This is a genomic window from Pseudoalteromonas sp. ESRF-bin5, from assembly GCF_002632075.1.
GTDB lineage: Bacteria > Pseudomonadota > Gammaproteobacteria > Enterobacterales > Alteromonadaceae > Pseudoalteromonas > Pseudoalteromonas marina.
The window spans coordinates 1-17,805 of the sequence record NZ_NTLW01000061.1; the positions used below are offsets into that span (position 1 = coordinate 1).

At 40.9% G+C, this 17,805-nt stretch carries 14 protein-coding genes and 1 pseudogene; 12 read left to right on the plus strand and 3 right to left on the minus strand.

The genetic code is table 11. The annotated features are described in order from the left end of the window. Positions 1–28: 28 nt before the first annotated feature. The 4 genes from gyrB to BCG07_RS02150 all read left to right on the plus strand — a co-directional run bounded on the left by gyrB (position 29) and on the right by BCG07_RS02150 (position 6,123). Entirely contained in the window at positions 29–2,455 is a 2,427-nt protein-coding gene (gene gyrB, locus BCG07_RS02135) for a DNA topoisomerase (ATP-hydrolyzing) subunit B (RefSeq protein WP_008130779.1), read from the plus strand. Positions 2,456–2,596: 141 nt separating this feature from the next. Further along, positions 2,597–3,499 carry a glycine--tRNA ligase subunit alpha gene (gene glyQ / locus BCG07_RS02140; RefSeq protein ID WP_008130780.1) on the plus strand — a complete coding sequence of 301 codons (903 nt, stop codon included), beginning with the start codon at positions 2,597–2,599 and terminating at the stop codon, positions 3,497–3,499. Positions 3,500–3,501: 2 nt separating this feature from the next. Beyond that, the gene (gene glyS / locus BCG07_RS02145; RefSeq protein ID WP_203985631.1) at positions 3,502–5,571 is read left to right on the plus strand and encodes a glycine--tRNA ligase subunit beta; all 2,070 of its coding nucleotides are present in this window, start codon (positions 3,502–3,504) and stop codon (positions 5,569–5,571) included. A gap of 102 nt (positions 5,572–5,673) precedes the next feature. Continuing rightward, entirely contained in the window at positions 5,674–6,123 is a 450-nt protein-coding gene (locus tag BCG07_RS02150; RefSeq protein ID WP_058430326.1) for an early set domain-containing protein, read from the plus strand. A gap of 129 nt (positions 6,124–6,252) precedes the next feature. On the opposite strand, the gene tusA is transcribed toward BCG07_RS02150, so the two are convergent. The 3 genes from tusA to fadB form a co-directional block, all read right to left on the minus strand. Then, positions 6,253–6,492: a sulfurtransferase TusA gene (gene tusA, locus BCG07_RS02155; protein WP_006793987.1), complete on the minus strand. Its 240-nt coding sequence runs from the start codon at positions 6,490–6,492 to the stop codon at positions 6,253–6,255. A gap of 290 nt (positions 6,493–6,782) precedes the next feature. Further along, positions 6,783–7,952, minus strand: coding sequence for an acetyl-CoA C-acyltransferase FadA (fadA, locus tag BCG07_RS02160; protein WP_008130791.1), 1,170 nt, complete (start codon positions 7,950–7,952; stop codon positions 6,783–6,785). Positions 7,953–7,956: 4 nt separating this feature from the next. Beyond that, on the minus strand, positions 7,957–10,116 hold the full coding sequence (gene fadB, locus BCG07_RS02165; protein WP_243532166.1) for a fatty acid oxidation complex subunit alpha FadB: 2,160 nt from the start codon (positions 10,114–10,116) through the stop codon (positions 7,957–7,959). A 192-nt stretch (positions 10,117–10,308) separates the two neighbouring features. On the opposite strand from fadB, the gene BCG07_RS02170 reads away from it, so the two are divergent. The 8 genes and pseudogenes from BCG07_RS02170 to BCG07_RS02205 form a co-directional block, all read left to right on the plus strand. Continuing rightward, positions 10,309–12,195, plus strand: a complete 1,887-nt coding sequence (locus tag BCG07_RS02170) for a transglycosylase SLT domain-containing protein (RefSeq protein WP_243532168.1) — start codon at positions 10,309–10,311, stop codon at positions 12,193–12,195. 116 nt (positions 12,196–12,311) lie between these two features. After that, positions 12,312–13,634, plus strand: coding sequence for a Xaa-Pro dipeptidase (gene pepQ / locus BCG07_RS02175; protein WP_039038509.1), 1,323 nt, complete (start codon positions 12,312–12,314; stop codon positions 13,632–13,634). Positions 13,635–13,691: 57 nt separating this feature from the next. After that, positions 13,692–14,306 carry a YigZ family protein gene (locus BCG07_RS02180; RefSeq protein WP_243532170.1) on the plus strand — a complete coding sequence of 205 codons (615 nt, stop codon included), beginning with the start codon at positions 13,692–13,694 and terminating at the stop codon, positions 14,304–14,306. A gap of 96 nt (positions 14,307–14,402) precedes the next feature. Further along, the gene (locus BCG07_RS02185; RefSeq protein WP_008130797.1) at positions 14,403–15,854 is read left to right on the plus strand and encodes a TrkH family potassium uptake protein; all 1,452 of its coding nucleotides are present in this window, start codon (positions 14,403–14,405) and stop codon (positions 15,852–15,854) included. Positions 15,855–15,890: 36 nt separating this feature from the next. Further along, on the plus strand, positions 15,891–16,553 hold the full coding sequence (locus BCG07_RS02190; RefSeq protein WP_138741114.1) for a flagellar brake domain-containing protein: 663 nt from the start codon (positions 15,891–15,893) through the stop codon (positions 16,551–16,553). A gap of 464 nt (positions 16,554–17,017) precedes the next feature. Then, positions 17,018–17,230, plus strand: coding sequence for an EF-hand domain-containing protein (locus tag BCG07_RS02195; protein WP_243532172.1), 213 nt, complete (start codon positions 17,018–17,020; stop codon positions 17,228–17,230). A gap of 144 nt (positions 17,231–17,374) precedes the next feature. Continuing rightward, positions 17,375–17,587 (plus strand): calmodulin, encoded by a 213-nt coding sequence (locus BCG07_RS02200; protein ID WP_006793997.1) that lies wholly within the window; start codon positions 17,375–17,377, stop codon positions 17,585–17,587. Positions 17,588–17,667: 80 nt separating this feature from the next. Next, positions 17,668–17,805, plus strand: a pseudogene (locus tag BCG07_RS02205) (EF-hand domain-containing protein); the annotation flags it as partial.

The following is a 17,805-nucleotide window of genomic DNA, read 5'->3' on the forward strand; positions in this document are numbered from 1 at the left end:
CCTAATAACAAGATAAGTGGGATTAACCATGTCTGAGAATTATGACTCGTCGAGTATTAAAGTACTTAAAGGATTAGACGCAGTAAGAAAGCGTCCTGGGATGTATATAGGGGACACCGATGATGGCACAGGCTTACACCACATGGTGTTTGAGGTCGTTGATAACTCAATAGACGAAGCCCTTGCTGGTCATTGTGATGATATTTTTGTAACGATTCACTTAGATGGCTCTGTATCGGTTAGAGATAATGGCCGTGGTATCCCAGTGTCTATCCATGAAGAAGAAGGCGTTTCTGCTGCCGAAGTAATCATGACGGTACTTCATGCTGGTGGTAAGTTTGATGATAACTCTTATAAAGTATCAGGCGGCTTGCATGGTGTGGGTGTTTCGGTTGTAAACGCACTTTCAGAAAAATTAAAACTAACTGTGCGTCGAGAAGGTAAACTTCATGAGCAGTTTTACACTATGGGTGTGCCAGATGCGCCACTTGCTGTTATTGGAGATTCTGAAACAACGGGTACAGAACTACGTTTTTGGCCAAGTGCAGAAACATTCACTAATTTAGATTTTCATTACGATATTTTAGCAAAACGCCTACGTGAACTGTCGTTCCTTAACTCGGGCGTTAGTATCATTTTAAATGATGAGCGTGAAGAAAATAAAAGCGACCACTTTAAATACGAAGGTGGTATTCAGGCATTTGTTGAATACATTAACCGTAACAAAACACCTATTCATAAAGGCGTTTTCCACTTTACACATGAGCGTGTAGAAGACGGAATTAGCGTTGAAGTATCAATGCAATGGAATGACGCATACCAAGAAAACATTTACTGTTTTACAAATAACATTCCACAACGTGATGGTGGTACTCACTTAGCCGGTTTTAGATCTGCGCTAACACGTACACTTAATAACTTTATGGAAAAAGAGGGCTTTAACAAGAAAGCAAAAACAACCAGTAACGCAACCGGTGACGATGCGCGTGAAGGTTTGACTGCTGTAATTAGTGTTAAAGTTCCTGATCCTAAGTTCTCTTCGCAAACAAAAGATAAGCTAGTATCTAGCGAAGTTAAGTCTGCCGTAGAACAAGCAATGGCTGAGAAGTTCACTGAGTTTTTATTAGAAAACCCAGTAGATGCAAAAATTGTTGTTGGGAAAATTATAGATGCATCACGTGCGCGTGAAGCGGCACGTAAAGCGCGTGAAATGACACGTCGTAAAGGCGCAATGGATCTTGCAGGTTTACCGGGTAAATTAGCCGATTGTCAGGAAAAAGATCCTGCACAATCAGAACTTTATATAGTGGAAGGGGACTCTGCTGGCGGTTCAGCCAAGCAGGGTCGTAACCGTAAGAATCAGGCGATTCTTCCGCTTAAAGGTAAAATTCTAAACGTAGAAAAAGCACGTTTTGATAAAATGCTGTCTTCACAAGAAGTTGCAACACTAATTACTGCATTAGGTTGTGGTATTGGCCGTGACGAATATAACCCTGAAAAACTACGTTATCACCGTATTATCATCATGACCGATGCGGACGTAGATGGTTCTCACATTCGTACTTTATTGCTTACGTTCTTCTATCGTCAAATGCCGGAAATTGTAGAGCGCGGATATATTTATATTGCTCAACCACCACTTTATAAAGTGAAAAAAGGTAAGCAAGAGCGCTATATAAAAGATGACCCAGCACTTGTTGAGTACTTAACATCGCTTGCACTTAATAATGCAGCTTTATACACAAGTGCAGACGCATCTGCGCTTGAAGGTGAAGCATTAGAGAAAATAGTTCACGATTACCAAAATACAGTTAAAGTAATCGAGCGCTTAAAACGTAAATACCCTAACACGGTAATGGAACGTTTAATCTACCAAAGCGAGTTGACCAAAGAAGACCTTGCAGACGAAGCTAAAGTAATTGCGTGGACAAAAGAGCTTGTTGACGATTTAGTTGACCGTGACGAAGATGCAACTATTTTCAACGCTGCAACTCAGTATGATGCAGAGCGTAACTTGTATTATCCTGTTGTGAATATTCGTCAACACGGTGTAGATAAGTCTCACGTACTAAGCTACGACTTCATCACATCGCGTGACTACCAACGTATTGCTGTGACTGGTGTTAACATTGCAAACATCATTACAGAAGGTGCTTATATTCAACGCGGTGAGAAAACAAAACCTGTTGATAACTTTGTGGATGCTTTGGAATGGTTGATCACTGAATCTAAGCGCGGGATCTATATTCAACGCTACAAAGGGTTGGGTGAGATGAACCCAGATCAACTTTGGGAAACTACCATGGATCCAGACGCACGCCGTATGTTACAAGTAACCATTGAAGATGCTGTAGGCGCGGATCAGTTATTTGCTACGCTTATGGGCGATCAGGTAGAGCCACGTCGTGACTTTATCGAAACTAACGCACTACGCGTAGTTAACTTAGACGTGTAAAAACATATTTAGATAATAAAAAGGAGCCTAAGGGCTCCTTTTTTATTTTCTACAAATACACAAACTGCTTAAAACCTGAGTGTACACACGGTATACTAAGGATAATTTTCACGCTACTTCTTAGATAGTAAAAAGCCAAATATGCAAAAATACGACGTAAAAACCTTCCAAGGTTTGATCCTGGCTTTACAGGATTATTGGGCACAGCAAGGCTGTGTCATTATTCAACCACTTGATATGGAAGTGGGCGCTGGGACATTTCACCCGCAAACATTTTTGAAATCAATTGGCCCTGAGCCAATGTCTAGCGCATACGTACAACCGTGTCGCCGTCCTACGGATGGCCGCTATGGTGAAAACCCAAACCGCTTACAACATTACTACCAATTTCAGGTAGTCTTAAAACCATCACCAGATAACATCCAAGAGCTTTACTTAGGCTCACTAGAAGCAATGGGTATTGATACCCTAACTCACGAAGTACGCTTTGTAGAAGATAACTGGGAATCACCAACGCTAGGTGCATGGGGCTTAGGTTGGGAAATTTGGTTAAACGGTATGGAGGTAACGCAATTTACCTACTTCCAACAAGTAGGTGGATTAGAGTGCTCACCAGTAACTGGCGAGATTACTTACGGCCTAGAGCGTTTAGCGATGTACATTCAAGGCGTAGATAGCATTTACGACCTAGTATGGGCAGACGGTCCACTAGGGCGCGTAACTTACGGTGATGTGTTCCATCAAAATGAAGTTGAGCAATCAACCTACAACTTTGAACATGCAAACGTAGAAGACTTGTTTGCGCAGTTTGATAAGTGTGAAGCTGAGAGCCAAAAGTTAATAGAAGCAAATTTACCACTTCCTGCCTACGAGCAAGTGATGAAAGCATCGCATGCATTCAACCTATTAGACGCGCGCCATGCTATATCGGTAACAGAACGTCAGCGTTATATTTTACGTGTTCGTGCGTTATCAAAAGCGTGTGCACAAAGTTATTACGATGCACGCGAAGCGCTTGGTTTCCCGCTGTGTAAGGATAAGTAAGCATGACAGCACAAAATTTATTAGTAGAAATTGGCACTGAAGAGTTGCCACCAAAGTCGTTGCGTAAACTTGCCGAGGCATTTGCTGCAAATTTAACTCAAGAGTTAGAATCGCTAGAATTAGCACATCAAGGCGTAAGCTGGTATGCATCGCCTCGTCGTTTAGGTTTACAAGTTAAAGCACTTGAAGCTAAACAACAGGACAAAGAAGTTGAAAAGCGCGGCCCAGCAACTAAAGCAGCATTTGATAGTGAAGGTAACCCTACAAAAGCAGCAATGGGTTGGGCACGCGGTTGTGGTATTGAGGTAAGTGAAGCACAAACACTTGAAACGGATAAAGGCGCATGGTTATTGCACATTGCTAAAGTAGCAGGGCAAGAAACTAAAACGCTAATGGCAGATGCTATCGCAAAAGCGTTAAGTAAATTACCAATACCAAAGCCAATGCGCTGGGGTGCGAATAAAACACAATTTATTCGCCCAGTTCATACCGTCACTATTTTATTTGGTAGCGAATTGCTAGAAGGTGAGATTCTTGGTAAGCAAGTAAGTAACCAACTTCAAGGTCACCGTTTTCATCACCCAGAAAAAATTAGCATTAACCATGCTGATGAGGTTTTTGATGTACTTAAATCTGCTTACGTTATTGCTGATTACGAACAACGTAAAGCGCAAATACGTGCACAAATAGAAGAAGCTGCAAGCGCAGTTAACGCTGTTGTTGCAATGGATGAAGATTTACTAGAAGAAGTTACTTCACTGGTAGAGTGGCCAGTTACTTTAACGGCAACATTTGAAGAAGCATTTTTAGATGTACCAGCCGAAGCGCTAATTTACACCATGAAGGACGATCAAAAATACTTCCCGTTATTAGATCAAAACGGCAAGCTTTTAAATAAGTTTTTGTTTGTATCTAACATCGAGAGTAAAGATCCAAGCGTAGTAATTTCTGGTAACGAAAAAGTTGTACGCCCACGTTTGGCTGATGCACAGTTCTTCTTTGAGACCGACAAAAAGAAAACATTAGAAAGCCGTTTAGAATCGCTTGATACCGTTTTATTCCAAAAGCAATTAGGTACGCTTAAAGACAAGTCTGAGCGTATTAGCGAACTTGCAGGGTATATTGCTGAGCAATTAGGCGCAGATAAAGACTTAGCAAAACGTGCAGGCCTATTAAGTAAAACAGACTTAATGACCGAAATGGTAATGGAATTTACCGATGTACAAGGTGTAATGGGAATGCATTACGCTCGCTTTGACGGTGAAGCAGAAGATGTAGCGCTTGCACAAAACGAGCAATACATGCCACGCTTTGCAGGCGACAACTTACCTACAAACCTAATTAGTTGTGCAGTAGCCATTGCAGATAAGTTTGATACGCTGGTGGGTATTTTTGGTATAGGCCAAGCACCAAAAGGTGATAAAGACCCATTTGCACTTCGTCGTGCTGCTATTGGTGCACTGCGTATTATGGTAGAAAAAGAGTTACCTCTTGATATTTTAGACCTAGTAGCAAAAGCACAAACATTGTTTGGCGATAAGCTAACTAATCTAAATGTATCAACCGACGTATTTGAATTTATGCTTGGGCGTTTCCGTGCATGGTATCAAGACGAAGGTATTGAAGTAGATGTTATTCAAGCTGTGTTAGCACGTCGTCCAACTAAACCAGTTGATTTTGACCGTCGTGTTAAAGCCGTAAGCCACTTCCGTACTTTAGACGCAGCAGAAGCCCTTGCAGCCGCAAATAAACGCGTAAGTAACATTCTTGCTAAAAACGATATCACAAGCCAAGGTAATGTTGATGAGAGCTTATTAAGCGACGACGCTGAAAAAGTATTAGCATCACAAGTGGCAAAATTTGCAACTGAGCTTGCACCACTTTATGCCGATGGAAACTACCAAGAAGCGCTTAGCCAATTGGCTGGCATTCGTGAAAGTGTTGATAACTTTTTTGACAACGTAATGGTTATGGCCGACGATGAAGCTGTTAAGCAAAATCGCCTTGCGCTATTAAGTCAGTTAAGTAGTTTATTTTTAGATATTGCAGATATTTCTGTTTTACAAAAATAACTGCCATTAGCAATTTAAAAAGCCAGCATAACGCTGGCTTTTTAGTTTTAATACCTATTAGCTTAATTAAGCTAATAGGTATAACGAATAGGATGAAAATTGATGATTTCAATAAAAAAAATAATACCACTCGCTATTGCTGGGTTACTCAGTGCATGTTCAAGCCAAATATCAATTAACGATGTATTGCCACAAAAAGAACTCGACCGCACCATGTACCTGCGAGGCGATTTTACTTTATGGGACGCAGAGCCACAGTACCAATTTAACTTAGTGGGCCCAGCACTGTATCAAGCACAGGTAAAATTTAGCACACCAGGTAAAGTGTACGAATTCAAAATTGCCGATGCCGATTTTAGTGAAGGCTTTAACTGTGGTTACAGCGACTCATACCCACAAGGTCAAAGTTTAACACTTGGGCAAGCTGCAACGGCAGACTGTAATACTATTTATAATTACTTTAGTTACACACCTGCGATAAAAGGCACATACATAGTAAGCATTGATTTTAGTGACTATGACGAGCCAAAAGTGACTATTACTAAGAAATAGCAGAATGTTTATAGTTGTCAGTTTTTAGCGTAAAGAGAAGTAAAAAACCGTACTTGATTTAACGAGCACGGTTTCTATTTTGAAACTGAGAACTGAGAACTGAGAACTGAGAACTGAGAACTGAGAACTTTACAACCCTTTCTTCACCACATACCTATACGGTGCTTCATCGGCATCTTTAGCCACCAGCGTGTGATCCATAAATACACAAAAGCTGGGGATGTCACGTGTGGTTGATGGGTCATCAGCGGTTATTAAAAGTGTTTCACCATCGTTCATTTTACGAATAGCAGCACGTACCATCATTACAGGCTCGGGGCAGCGAAGGCCAATGGCATCTAATTGGTGATCGGGGTTATCAAAATTCATAGTACGTATGCCTGTAAATAGTTTTCAAATCTGTGATTTTACGAGTAGTCAGATTTTTTGTTGCGCCAAAGTTTAGCGTAATTTTAAGTATAAATTAACTAATTTACTTAGATCTGGATCAGTTTTAATTTAAGTGTATTTATATCAACGCCAAATTATAAACCCGATCACAACAACACAAATCTAAATTGCGTTAGTAAGGCGCCTTAAAAATTGGCAAATAAAAAAGGCGAACTAACTTTCGTCAGTGCGCCTTTTTACTCACCAAGATGGTTTACGTGTTAAGAGTATTAGTCTTGAACACGCTCAAATACAGTTGCGATACCTTGGCCTAAACCAATACACATTGTCGCTAAACCGTACTTAGCATTTTTGTCTTCCATTAAGTGAATTAGCGAGGTGCTAATACGCGAACCAGAACAACCCAGAGGGTGACCCAGTGCGATAGCGCCGCCATTCAAGTTAACTTTTTCGTCAACCACATCAGCTAAACCTAAGTCTTTAAGTACTGGTAGTGATTGCGCAGCAAAGGCTTCATTAAGCTCAGCTACGTCGATGTCATCAATAGTGATACCTGCTTGGGCAAGTGCTTTTTTACTTGCTGGTACTGGGCCGTAACCCATGATTGATGGATCGCAACCGGCAACCGCCATTGCTTTAATGCGCGCACGAATTGGTAAACCTAGCTCTTTTGCTTTTTCTTCGCTCATTACTAACATGGCTGATGCACCGTCAGAAAGTGCTGAAGACGTACCCGCTGTAACAGAACCCGAAGCTGGGTTAAATACTGGGCGAAGCTGAGATAAACCTTCAACCGTTGTTTCAGGGCGAATTACTTCGTCATCTTCAACTAAAATTAAAGAACCATCTGCTGCGTGACCTTCCATTGCTAAAATTTCGCGGCGGAAACGGCCTTCAACCGTTGCAGCATGTGCACGTTGGTGCGAACGGTATGCAAATTCATCTTGCTGCTGACGGCTGATACCGTGAATAGTCGCAAGGTATTCTGCTGTTAAACCCATAGAGCCAGACGCTTGTGCAATTGAAGTTGCTAAGCCTGGGTGAAAGTCGTTACCGTGAGTCATAGGAACGTGACCCATGTGCTCAACACCACCAATTAGGTAAGTGTCGCCAGCGCCCGTCATAATGGCGCGTGCTGCGTCATGCAATGCTTGCATTGACGAACCACATAAGCGGTTAACTGTGGTTGCTGGTACTGAGTGTGGAATACCCGCAAGAAGTGATGCGTTACGTGCAACGTTAAAGCCTTGCTCTAATGTTTGCTGTACACAACCCCAATAAATGTCGTCGATTGATGCTGGATCAACCGCTGGGTTGCGTTCTAGTAAGCCCTTCATTAAATGAGCGCTTAAGTCTTCCGCACGCTTGTTTTTAAATACGCCGCCTTTTGAGCGACCCATTGGTGTGCGGATACAATCTACAATTACTGGATTATTCATGATATTAACCTTCCACCTTATAGAAAACACGGCCTTCTTCAGCCCATTTGCGAGTTTGCTCTGATACTTGGTAAATCGCACCTAGGTGAGCGTATTTGTCTGCTGCTGCAACAAAGTTAGCTAAACCAGTTTGATCTAAGTAACGGAACGCGCCGCCTCTAAATGGAGGGAAACCAACGCCGTAAACAAGTGCCATGTCAGCTTCTTGTGGAGAAGCAACAATGCCTTCTTGTAAACAAAGAAGTACTTCGTTGATCATTGGAATCATACAACGGTCAATGATTTCTTGCTTATCGAATTCTTTCGGTGCATCAGTAATTGGCGCTAGTAGCTCAACGGCTGTTGCATCGCTTGATTTTTTAAGACGACCACGACGGTCTGTTTCGTACTTGTAAAAACCTGCTTTGTTCTTTTGACCAAAACGTTTTTCGTTAGCAAAAACAGTTACCGGATCTTTTTCTGCACGTGCCATACGCTCAGGGAAACCGTCAGCCATTACGCCAGTACAATGATAAGCCGTATCAATACCTACAACATCAAGTAGGTAAGCCGGACCCATAGGCCAGCCAAATACGTTTTCCATTACTTTATCTACTTTTGCAAAGTTAGCGCCTTCAACAACTAATTTGCTAAAGCCTGCAAAGTAAGGGAATAAAACACGGTTTACAAAAAAGCCTGGGCAATCGTTTACAACAATAGGAGACTTGCCAAGTTTAAGGGCGTAATCAACGACTGCGTTAATTGTTTTGTCTGACGTTTTTGCACCACGGATAATTTCTACTAATGGCATTTTTGGCACTGGGTTGAAAAAGTGCATACCACAGAAGTTTTCTGGTTTATCAAGTGCTTCAGCAAGTAGGTCAATACAGATAGTCGACGTATTTGATGTAAGTACAGTGCCTTCTGGCATGTTCTTTTCAAGGTCTGCTAATACTGCTTGCTTAACTTTAGGGTTTTCTACAACGGCTTCAACAATAATGTTAGCGTCTTGTAGGTCTGCATCGTTAAGTGTTGGCTTAATTTTGCTTAGTGTTGCCAACATTTTTTCCATTGGCATGTGGCCACGCTTAACTTTTGCACCTAATAATTTAGACGCTTCACCCATACCTAAATCAAGCGCATCTTGTTGGATGTCTTTCATTATGATTGGTGTGCCTTTATAAGCAGACTGATATGCAATACCGCCGCCCATAATACCCGCGCCTAATACTGCAGCTTGTTTAATTTCTACATCGCTGTGCTTAGCAAGTTTGCGTGCTTTACCTTTGATGAACTGGTCATTTAAGAAAATGCCCGTTTGCGCTGCAGCTTCGTTGGTACGCGCAAGTTTAGCAAAGTTAGCATTTTCGATTGCCATTGCTTCATCGCGAGTACAGTTTGCCGCTGCTTTAATAGTACGCACTGCCATAACCGGAGCAGGATAGTGGCCTTTGGTTTTACCCATTACCATACCTTCTGCCATAGCAAAGCTCATACCTTGCTCAACACGGTTTAATTTAAGTGGCTGTAGTTTTGCGTTGCGTTTTGCTTGCCAATCTAGCTTGCCTGCAATCGCTAATTCAAGTGTTGCTACACTTGACTCTAAAAGTTTGTTAGCACTAACTACTGCGTCAAACGCACCTACTTTAAGGGCGTCAGCTGCGCGGTTTTCAGCGCCAGAAGTGATCCACATCATGGCGTTATCTGCGCCAATGATACGTGGTAAGCGCACTGTGCCACCAAAACCAGGCATTATGCCAAGTTTAACTTCTGGTAGGCCCATTTTAGCGCTTTCGCTTGCAACACGATAATCGGTAGCAAGTGCCCACTCACATCCGCCGCCAAGTGCTAAGCCGTTTACAACGCTTAGAGTTGGGAATGGAAGGTCTTCAATTGCATCAAAAACGTCAGTTGCGTTTTTGATCCACACGACTAAATCTTCTTCAGGTTTAGTAAATGTAGGTAAAAATTCGAAGATGTCGGCGCCAATAATAAAGTGGTCTTTATCACTGGTAAAAACCATGCCTTTGATATCAGAATTAGCAGCTAATTCTTTTAATGCTGCTGCACAATCTGAAAGAGTTTTTTGAGATAATGTGTTTACAGAACCTGCAACACAAAACTTAAACTCGGCGATGTTTTCCTTTAGGAAGCTAACTTCAAAGGAATCGCTTTTATATAACATTTTATTCTCCCTAGTTGACGAACTAAGACTGGTACGATGAGTTTGCATTTCAATCAGTGTGCTTGCTTTGAGTAAAAAATGCAACGAAAAATTTAACTCGGTTACAAACGACTGGTTAAAATATAGCTGGTTTGGTGCTAAGGTGGTGAAAAAGCTTTTATTCACTACTTTAATTTTTTATTAAAGGACATTATGAAAAAACAATTATTTAGTTTTGCGGCAGCTGCTTTTATTTTTCCTCTTTATTCTGCCGAGGCTAGCATCGATAACGACGCATTTTTAGATGCTGAAAAAAAAGTACGCAACGCAAGTTACCGCGAGTTTAAAAACGTAGTTAATAACCTAAACCACCCACTAAAACCGTATGTAGAAAAAACATACTGGCAACGAAACCCGAGCATAAAATATCAAGCAGAAATAGAAGATTACTTAAATATATATCAGCATACGCCACTTGAATGGCCCGTTCGTAAAGTATGGCTGGAGTATCTTGAAAAAAATAATAGAAAAGCGGCGTATATTCGTAATTACCGCGACACGAGCAACGCTGAATACACCTGTACATATTTGGGTTATCAATTAGATTTAGGCGCCCCAGAAAAAGCCATTTTAAATCAGGTGACGGATTTATGGACGGTGGGAAAGTCACAACCTAAGGAGTGCGATTCGTTATTCTCGTACTGGCGCAAAAAAGGCTATATGAATGCCGATACTGTATGGCAACGAATTACACTTGCCGCGCAAGGTGGAACGCAAAGCCTACTACCTTATTTAAAAACACTTTTACCAAAAAATGAGCGTTACCTTGCTGACTTATATTTAAAAGTTCGCCGCGACCCAAGCGCTGCGGCGGGGTTATATCGCTATAAAAATAAATCGCTTAAAGAGGGTCAAATTGCACTTTATGGTGTTAAGCGTCTAATTTGGCGCGACAAAGAACTAGCGCTGCGCGCATGGGAAAAAATAGAGCGTATGTTTAACTACAGCGATAAAGAAAAGGCAGATTTATACTACACCTTTGCTTTATCACTAGCTTCTAGCGGACATAAGCAAGCCAGTTTTTGGTTAAACAAAGTGCCAAAAGAGCGCCAAGACAACAAATTAATGCAATGGCAGCTTGGTAACATGCTTAAAACCCAAGATTGGGCAGGCATTGCTGCGTTTTTTACAGGCAAAGAAAATCTTAGTTTAGGCCAGCAATACTGGCTTGCGTATAGTTATGCAGAACGCGGTGACGATCAAACAGCTAAAAAAATGTGGCAAAGTATTGCGACTAACCGAGACTACTACGGTTTTTTAGCCGCTGCGCGTCTAGGCTTGCCGGTTGATCTAAATAATCAACCAAAAGTGGTTAGTGAGCAATTAATTGCAAAGGTGAGTAATGCCCCTGGTTTTAAACGTTCAAAAGCATTATATGAGTTAGATCGTGTTACTTCAGCGAGACGTGAATGGAATTACTTAACAAACACTTCAAATGAAGAAGAAAAGCTTGCAGCCTCTGTTTTATCTACCAATTTGGGATGGCACGACAGCACAATATTCACACTCGCAAAAATAAAAGCCTGGGATAATGTTGAACAACGTTTTCCATTTGCTTTTCAAGACATATTTGAGCGCTACAGCAAGCGTAATAAAATAGATGTAGCTTGGAGTATTGCTATTGCAAGGCGTGAAAGCTCATTTGCTCCTGACGCGCGATCAAGTGCTAATGCACGAGGTTTAATGCAATTGCTGCCAAGTACCGCTAAGTATGTAAATAAAGGCAGTGTGTCTAATAGTCGGTTATATCAACCTAAAACAAATATTAGGCTAGGTACCAGTTATTTACGTTACTTGAAAAAGAAAAACCATGGTAACGAAATACTTGCTACAGCATCTTATAACGCAGGCTACCATCGTATAAAACGTTGGGTGCCTGATGATGCAATGCCAGCAGAGTTATGGATAGAGCTTATTCCGTATAGAGAAACACGCGATTATGTCAAAAATGTATTTGCTTACAGGCAGGTATATCATACTCGTATGGGCCGAGAGGGTAATTTACTGGCTCCTATACTGGAAATGAAAATAGGCGGTTAGTAAACATAAGTTTAAATAAGGGGGATTGTGCTTACAGTGGGCCATCCCCCTTTTTTGAGCGTAATAGCTATAAGTGGTAGACTCAAAGCAAGTTAAATTTAACAGATGGATTAACAATGGATAAATTAGCCGTTTTATACGCCGAACATATTGCAACACTGCAGCAGCGTACTCGTACAATTTGCGAAAGCGAAGGGTTAGAAGGATTAGTTATTCACTCTGGCCAAGCAAAGCGCCAATTTTTAGACGACATGTATTACCCGTTTAAAGTTAATCCTCACTTTAAAGCTTGGTTACCTGTTATTGATAATCCACATTGCTGGATTGTTGTTAATGGTAGCGACAAACCTAAGCTTATTTTTTATCGTCCTGTTGATTTTTGGCATAAAGTACCTGACGAACCACGTGATTTTTGGGCTGAATATTTTGATATAGAGCTATTGTTACAACCCGATCAGGTTGAAAAGCTACTTCCTTATGACAAAGCAAAGTACGCTTACATGGGCGAATACATAGAAGTAGCTCAAGCACTTGGCTTTAGCATAATGAACCCAGAGCCCGTGCTTAACTATTTACACTTTAATAGAGCATACAAAACGCAGTATGAACTTGAGTGTTTACGTAATGCTAACCGCATAGCGGTTGATGGCCATAAAGCTGCTCGCGACACTTTTTTTAATGGTGGCAGTGAGTTTGATATTCAACAAGCGTACCTTATGGCTACACGCCAAAGCGAAAACGAAATGCCGTATGGTAATATAGTGGCGCTTAACGAAAACTGCGCTATTTTGCATTACACTCATTTTGAGCCAAACGCGCCGCAAACACATAACTCATTTTTAATTGATGCTGGCGCAAACTTTAACGGCTACGCCGCAGATATAACGCGTACTTATGACTTCAAAAAGCAGGGTGAATTTGCTGAGCTAGTTAATACAATGACGACGACGCAAATTGAATTAGGCAAAGGATTAAAGCCAGGTATGCTTTACGGCGACTTACATGTTGAGTGTCATAACCGCATAGCGCAAATTCTTAGCGACTTTAATATAGTTAACTTACCGGCTGCAGATATTGTAGAGCGTAAAATCACCTCTACTTTCTTTCCGCATGGTTTAGGGCATCACCTTGGTTTACAAGTACACGATGTGGGCGGCTTTATGAGTGACGACAAAGGTACTCATCAAGCATCTCCAGAAGGGCATCCATTTTTACGTTGTACACGTATGATAGAGAAAAATCAGGTGTTTACTATTGAACCTGGCTTGTACTTTATTGATTCGTTGTTAGGTGATTTAGCGCAAACCGACAACAAGCAATACATCAACTGGGATAAGGTTGAAGCGTTTAAACCTTATGGCGGTATTCGTATTGAAGATAACATTATTGTGCACGATGATAGTTTAGAAAATATGACGCGCGACTTACACTTAGATTAAGTGATAAGTTAGCAAGAGAAGGGGCCTAATGGCCCCATTTTTTTGGTTAAGTAAAATATGTCAGAATATAAATACCCAGCCGACGCTGTGTTTCACCAAGAAGAAATTAAAAAAAGTACGTTTATTGTGCATATTGCACATACTCCCGATTTAGCCGCAGCTAAAGCTTTTATTAAAAGTATTGAAGATAAATACAGCGATGCTCGGCATAATTGTTGGGCCCATGTGGCAGGTAACCCCGGTGGCAGCCACGTGTATGGTTTTTCAGATGATGGTGAACCCAATGGTACGGCCGGTAAACCAATGTTAAATGTGCTGGTGGGATCAGGGCTAGGTGAAGTTACTGCCGTGGTAACCCGGTATTTTGGAGGAATTAAACTTGGAACTGGCGGGTTAGTGCGAGCTTATGGCGGGTCGTTAAATAATGCATTAGCCAAATTAGACACCGTACTTAAAGTTCCAAGTGTTGAGCTAATTGGCAGCAGTGAATACAGTATGCAAGGCGCAATTGAGCAGCTACTTAAAACGCACTACCAAGTGCTCAACATTGAAAAGCAATTTACTGCTAATATTGATTGGGTGATCACCATTGATAGCCGCCAAGCACAGCAAGCAATTAAAGATATTTTTGATTTAAGTCACGGCGCAGTTGAGTTAACTATTAAAGAGTAATAACCTACACAAGTTGCATACAATGCATATTCATTCTATTTAACCAGGCTAATGCAGTTGAGCCTGAATTTACTAATAATAAAAGCGATTAGCTAAATGCAATTTCGTACCATCATAAAAATTCTTGGGCAACTTGTTGCGCTGTTTAGTATTACCATGGTGCCACCTGCTGTGGTGTCTTTAATTTATAAAGATGGTGGTGGTGTTCCTTTTGTTTTAGCGTTTATTTTCAGTATTATTATTGGCTTAATAGCGTATTACCCAAACCGACATGAAAACGGGGATTTAAAAGCGCGTGAAGGCTTTTTAATTGTGGTTTTGTTTTGGTTGGTACTGGGGGCATTCGCATCCTTGCCTCTTATCTTTCTACAAGAACCTAACTTATCCCTTGCTGATGCGGTGTTTGAAGCCTTTTCGGGTTTAACAACCACAGGCGCTACGGTGCTGACGGGGATTGAATATTTACCTAAGTCAGTGCTGTTTTATCGCCAGCAATTACAGTGGTTTGGCGGTATGGGGATCATTGTATTAGCTGTTGCAATACTGCCCATGCTAGGTGTTGGTGGAATGCAGTTGTATCGTGCTGAAATCCCCGGCCCAGTAAAAGATTCAAAAATGACCCCTCGCATAGCCGATACCGCAAAGCATCTTTGGTATATTTATGTGTCGTTAACCATTGCCTGTATGTTGGCGTATTGGGCGGCAGGGATGGATTGGTTTGATGCCATTTGTCATGCGTTTTCTACCGTCGCCATTGGTGGGTTTTCGACTTATGATGCTTCTATGGGCCATTTCGACAGCCCGGTTATTAACTTTATTTGTGTATTCTTTTTAATCATTGCCGCTATTAACTTCTCCTTGCACTACGCTGCGGTGGCAAGCCGGAACGTGCAGGTCTACATTCGCGACCCCGAGTTTAAAGTATTTTTATGCATTCAATTGGCGCTGGTGGTTATTTGTTTTACTGTGTTGTCGTCGAACGAGATATACGCCAATGGTGATGAAACCCTTGACCAAGCACTATTTCAAGCGGTATCAATGAGTACAACGGCGGGTTTTGCTACCGATAACTTTTCAACATGGCCGCTGTTTTTACCTATTTTATTAATATTTTCGAGCTTTATTGGTGGTTGTGCAGGGTCTACCGGGGGCGGTATGAAAGTGGTGCGCGTGTTTTTACTTTACCTGCAAGGCGTACGTGAGCTAAACCGCCTAGTGCACCCTCGTGCTATTTATTCAATCAAACTTGGCCGTAAAGCATTGCCCGATAAGGTTGTAGAAGCTGTGTGGGGGTTCTTCTCTGCCTATGCTTTAGTATTTATTATTATTATGCTGGCGCTTATGGGTACGGGAATGGATAATATTACGGCGTTTTCGGCCACGGCAGCGTGTTTAAATAACTTAGGCCCAGGGTTGGGTGATGTTGCCTCGCATTATGGTGCAATAACCGACGGCGCTAAATGGTTGCTGACTATTGCAATGGTATTTGGCCGACTAGAAATTTTTACTTTGCTTGTGTTATTTACGCCTACGTTTTGGCGCGGATAAAACACAACGTTTTACTACTATGTTTATGGAATGGATATGCCAGCAACACATGCAGATAAATTAAATAATATACCGGTTGGCAGTTTAGTTGACTTAGAAATATTAACACCCACTAGCAGTAAGCGCGTGAAAACAGAAATGGTAGGCTTGCTTGATGAAAAGTTTATTATTTTAAACTTTCCTACAGCTAAACGTTTACCGGGTGGAAATGATTACTTACGAGATGGCGTCACCGTAGTTGTAAGAGCATTAATAGAGGGTGACGATGGACAAATAATTGCGTTTAGACAGCAAATTAAATCTATTGCATCACACCCCGTTAGGCTGATTTTTATAAACTACCCCAAGCAAGTTCAGCTATTTAGTTTACGTTCGCAAACCCGTATTCCAACTCTATTGCCTGCAAAACTTAAACTCAGTGATGACAAGGTACTCGATGGTGTTATAAAAGATATTTCGCTAACGGGGGCTATGTTTGATGTAAAAACTGACGCAGATCTAGAAAGCATCAAAGACTCACAATGCACTGTGGTATTAGGTAGTAATAGCAAAGGCTTTGAAGGCGAAGTGTGCAGCGTGAAAGATCATAATGCAGGCGTGCGTTGCGGTATTAAGTTATTAGCCAGTAAAGAAGAGATGAAAGCTTTTATGAAAGAGCACTTTATTGACCCCGCTATGATAGAACTCGATGCCGATTAGGTTTTAATGTCGCTATTTTGCAACAAAATAGCGACTTTTTACTTTATGAACGAAAATAAATTACCAACCTCTAAATTATTATTTTTTATTAAATAAAAACAGAGATATAGCATTCAAATTTTTTATATTTTATTTTATTTTTACACCTTGTTCAGTTTAAAACTTCCTGCTCAATACCTAATTACACCTTGATCATTTAAATAACTTCGCTTTGTGGTTTTTTACATTAAACCTAAGCATCTGATTTTTAATAACTTATAGTTTTTAATTAAACCAGCGTTGCTAAATAGCTACAAAAATAATGCTTAAATTTGCACTTTTTTCAGTATTTAACACGTAAGGCACTGAAAAATATAAACTAATAAATATTGGCATTTAAGTTGTAATAGTCTGGTTGTACTAATCGAAAAACGTGATTAACAGTAAGTACCAATCACTCACATACAACTTGAAGGATACATACTATGAAACGCATTAATAAAACATTAGCACTTATCGCACTCGCTTCTTCGTCAGCCGTTTTTGCAGGCTCTGACTTTAATACACTCGATGTAGACGGTAATGGTGCAATTAGCCAAGCCGAAGCATCAGTTGATGCAAAATTAATGAGCATGTTCTCAGAGCTCGATACAGACCAAAATGGTGAGTTATCAAAAGAAGAGTTTTCAAAAGCCTAAATTCAGTAAATGGAATCCTGAGTTGCCAAAGACAACCTAAGTAGGCAAGGGAGCTTACGAAAAAGGATAACAAGGAAGTGAAACCATTTTAAAAGGTAATAAGCCCATTTTTTTGATAGAACATTAAGTATGAAGGATTAAGTTATGAAACATTTAAATAAAGCATTAGCACTTATTGCATTAGCGTCTTCTTCAGCTGCGTTTGCAGCATCAGATTTTGACAGTTTAGATACCGACAGCAGTGGAGCAATTAGCCCAAGTGAAGCGGCAATAGACACCGATTTAATGGCTGAGTTTACAGAGCTAGATACAGATGGTAACGGTGAGCTGTCTAAAGACGAGTTTGCAAAATTTTAAAGTTAACCGGTATTGGTTTAGCTATTTTTCACAGACAGGGATCTTAGAAAAGGATTTCTCATTTTACTAGGAACATCACTATGAAAACATTAAATACAACACTTGCGGTTTTAGTTTTAGCGTCTTCTTCAGCAGCTTATGCAGCGGTAGACTTTGCATCGTTTGATAGCAACAGTGACGGTGTTATCAGCATGGAAGAAGCTCAAGTAAACTCACAA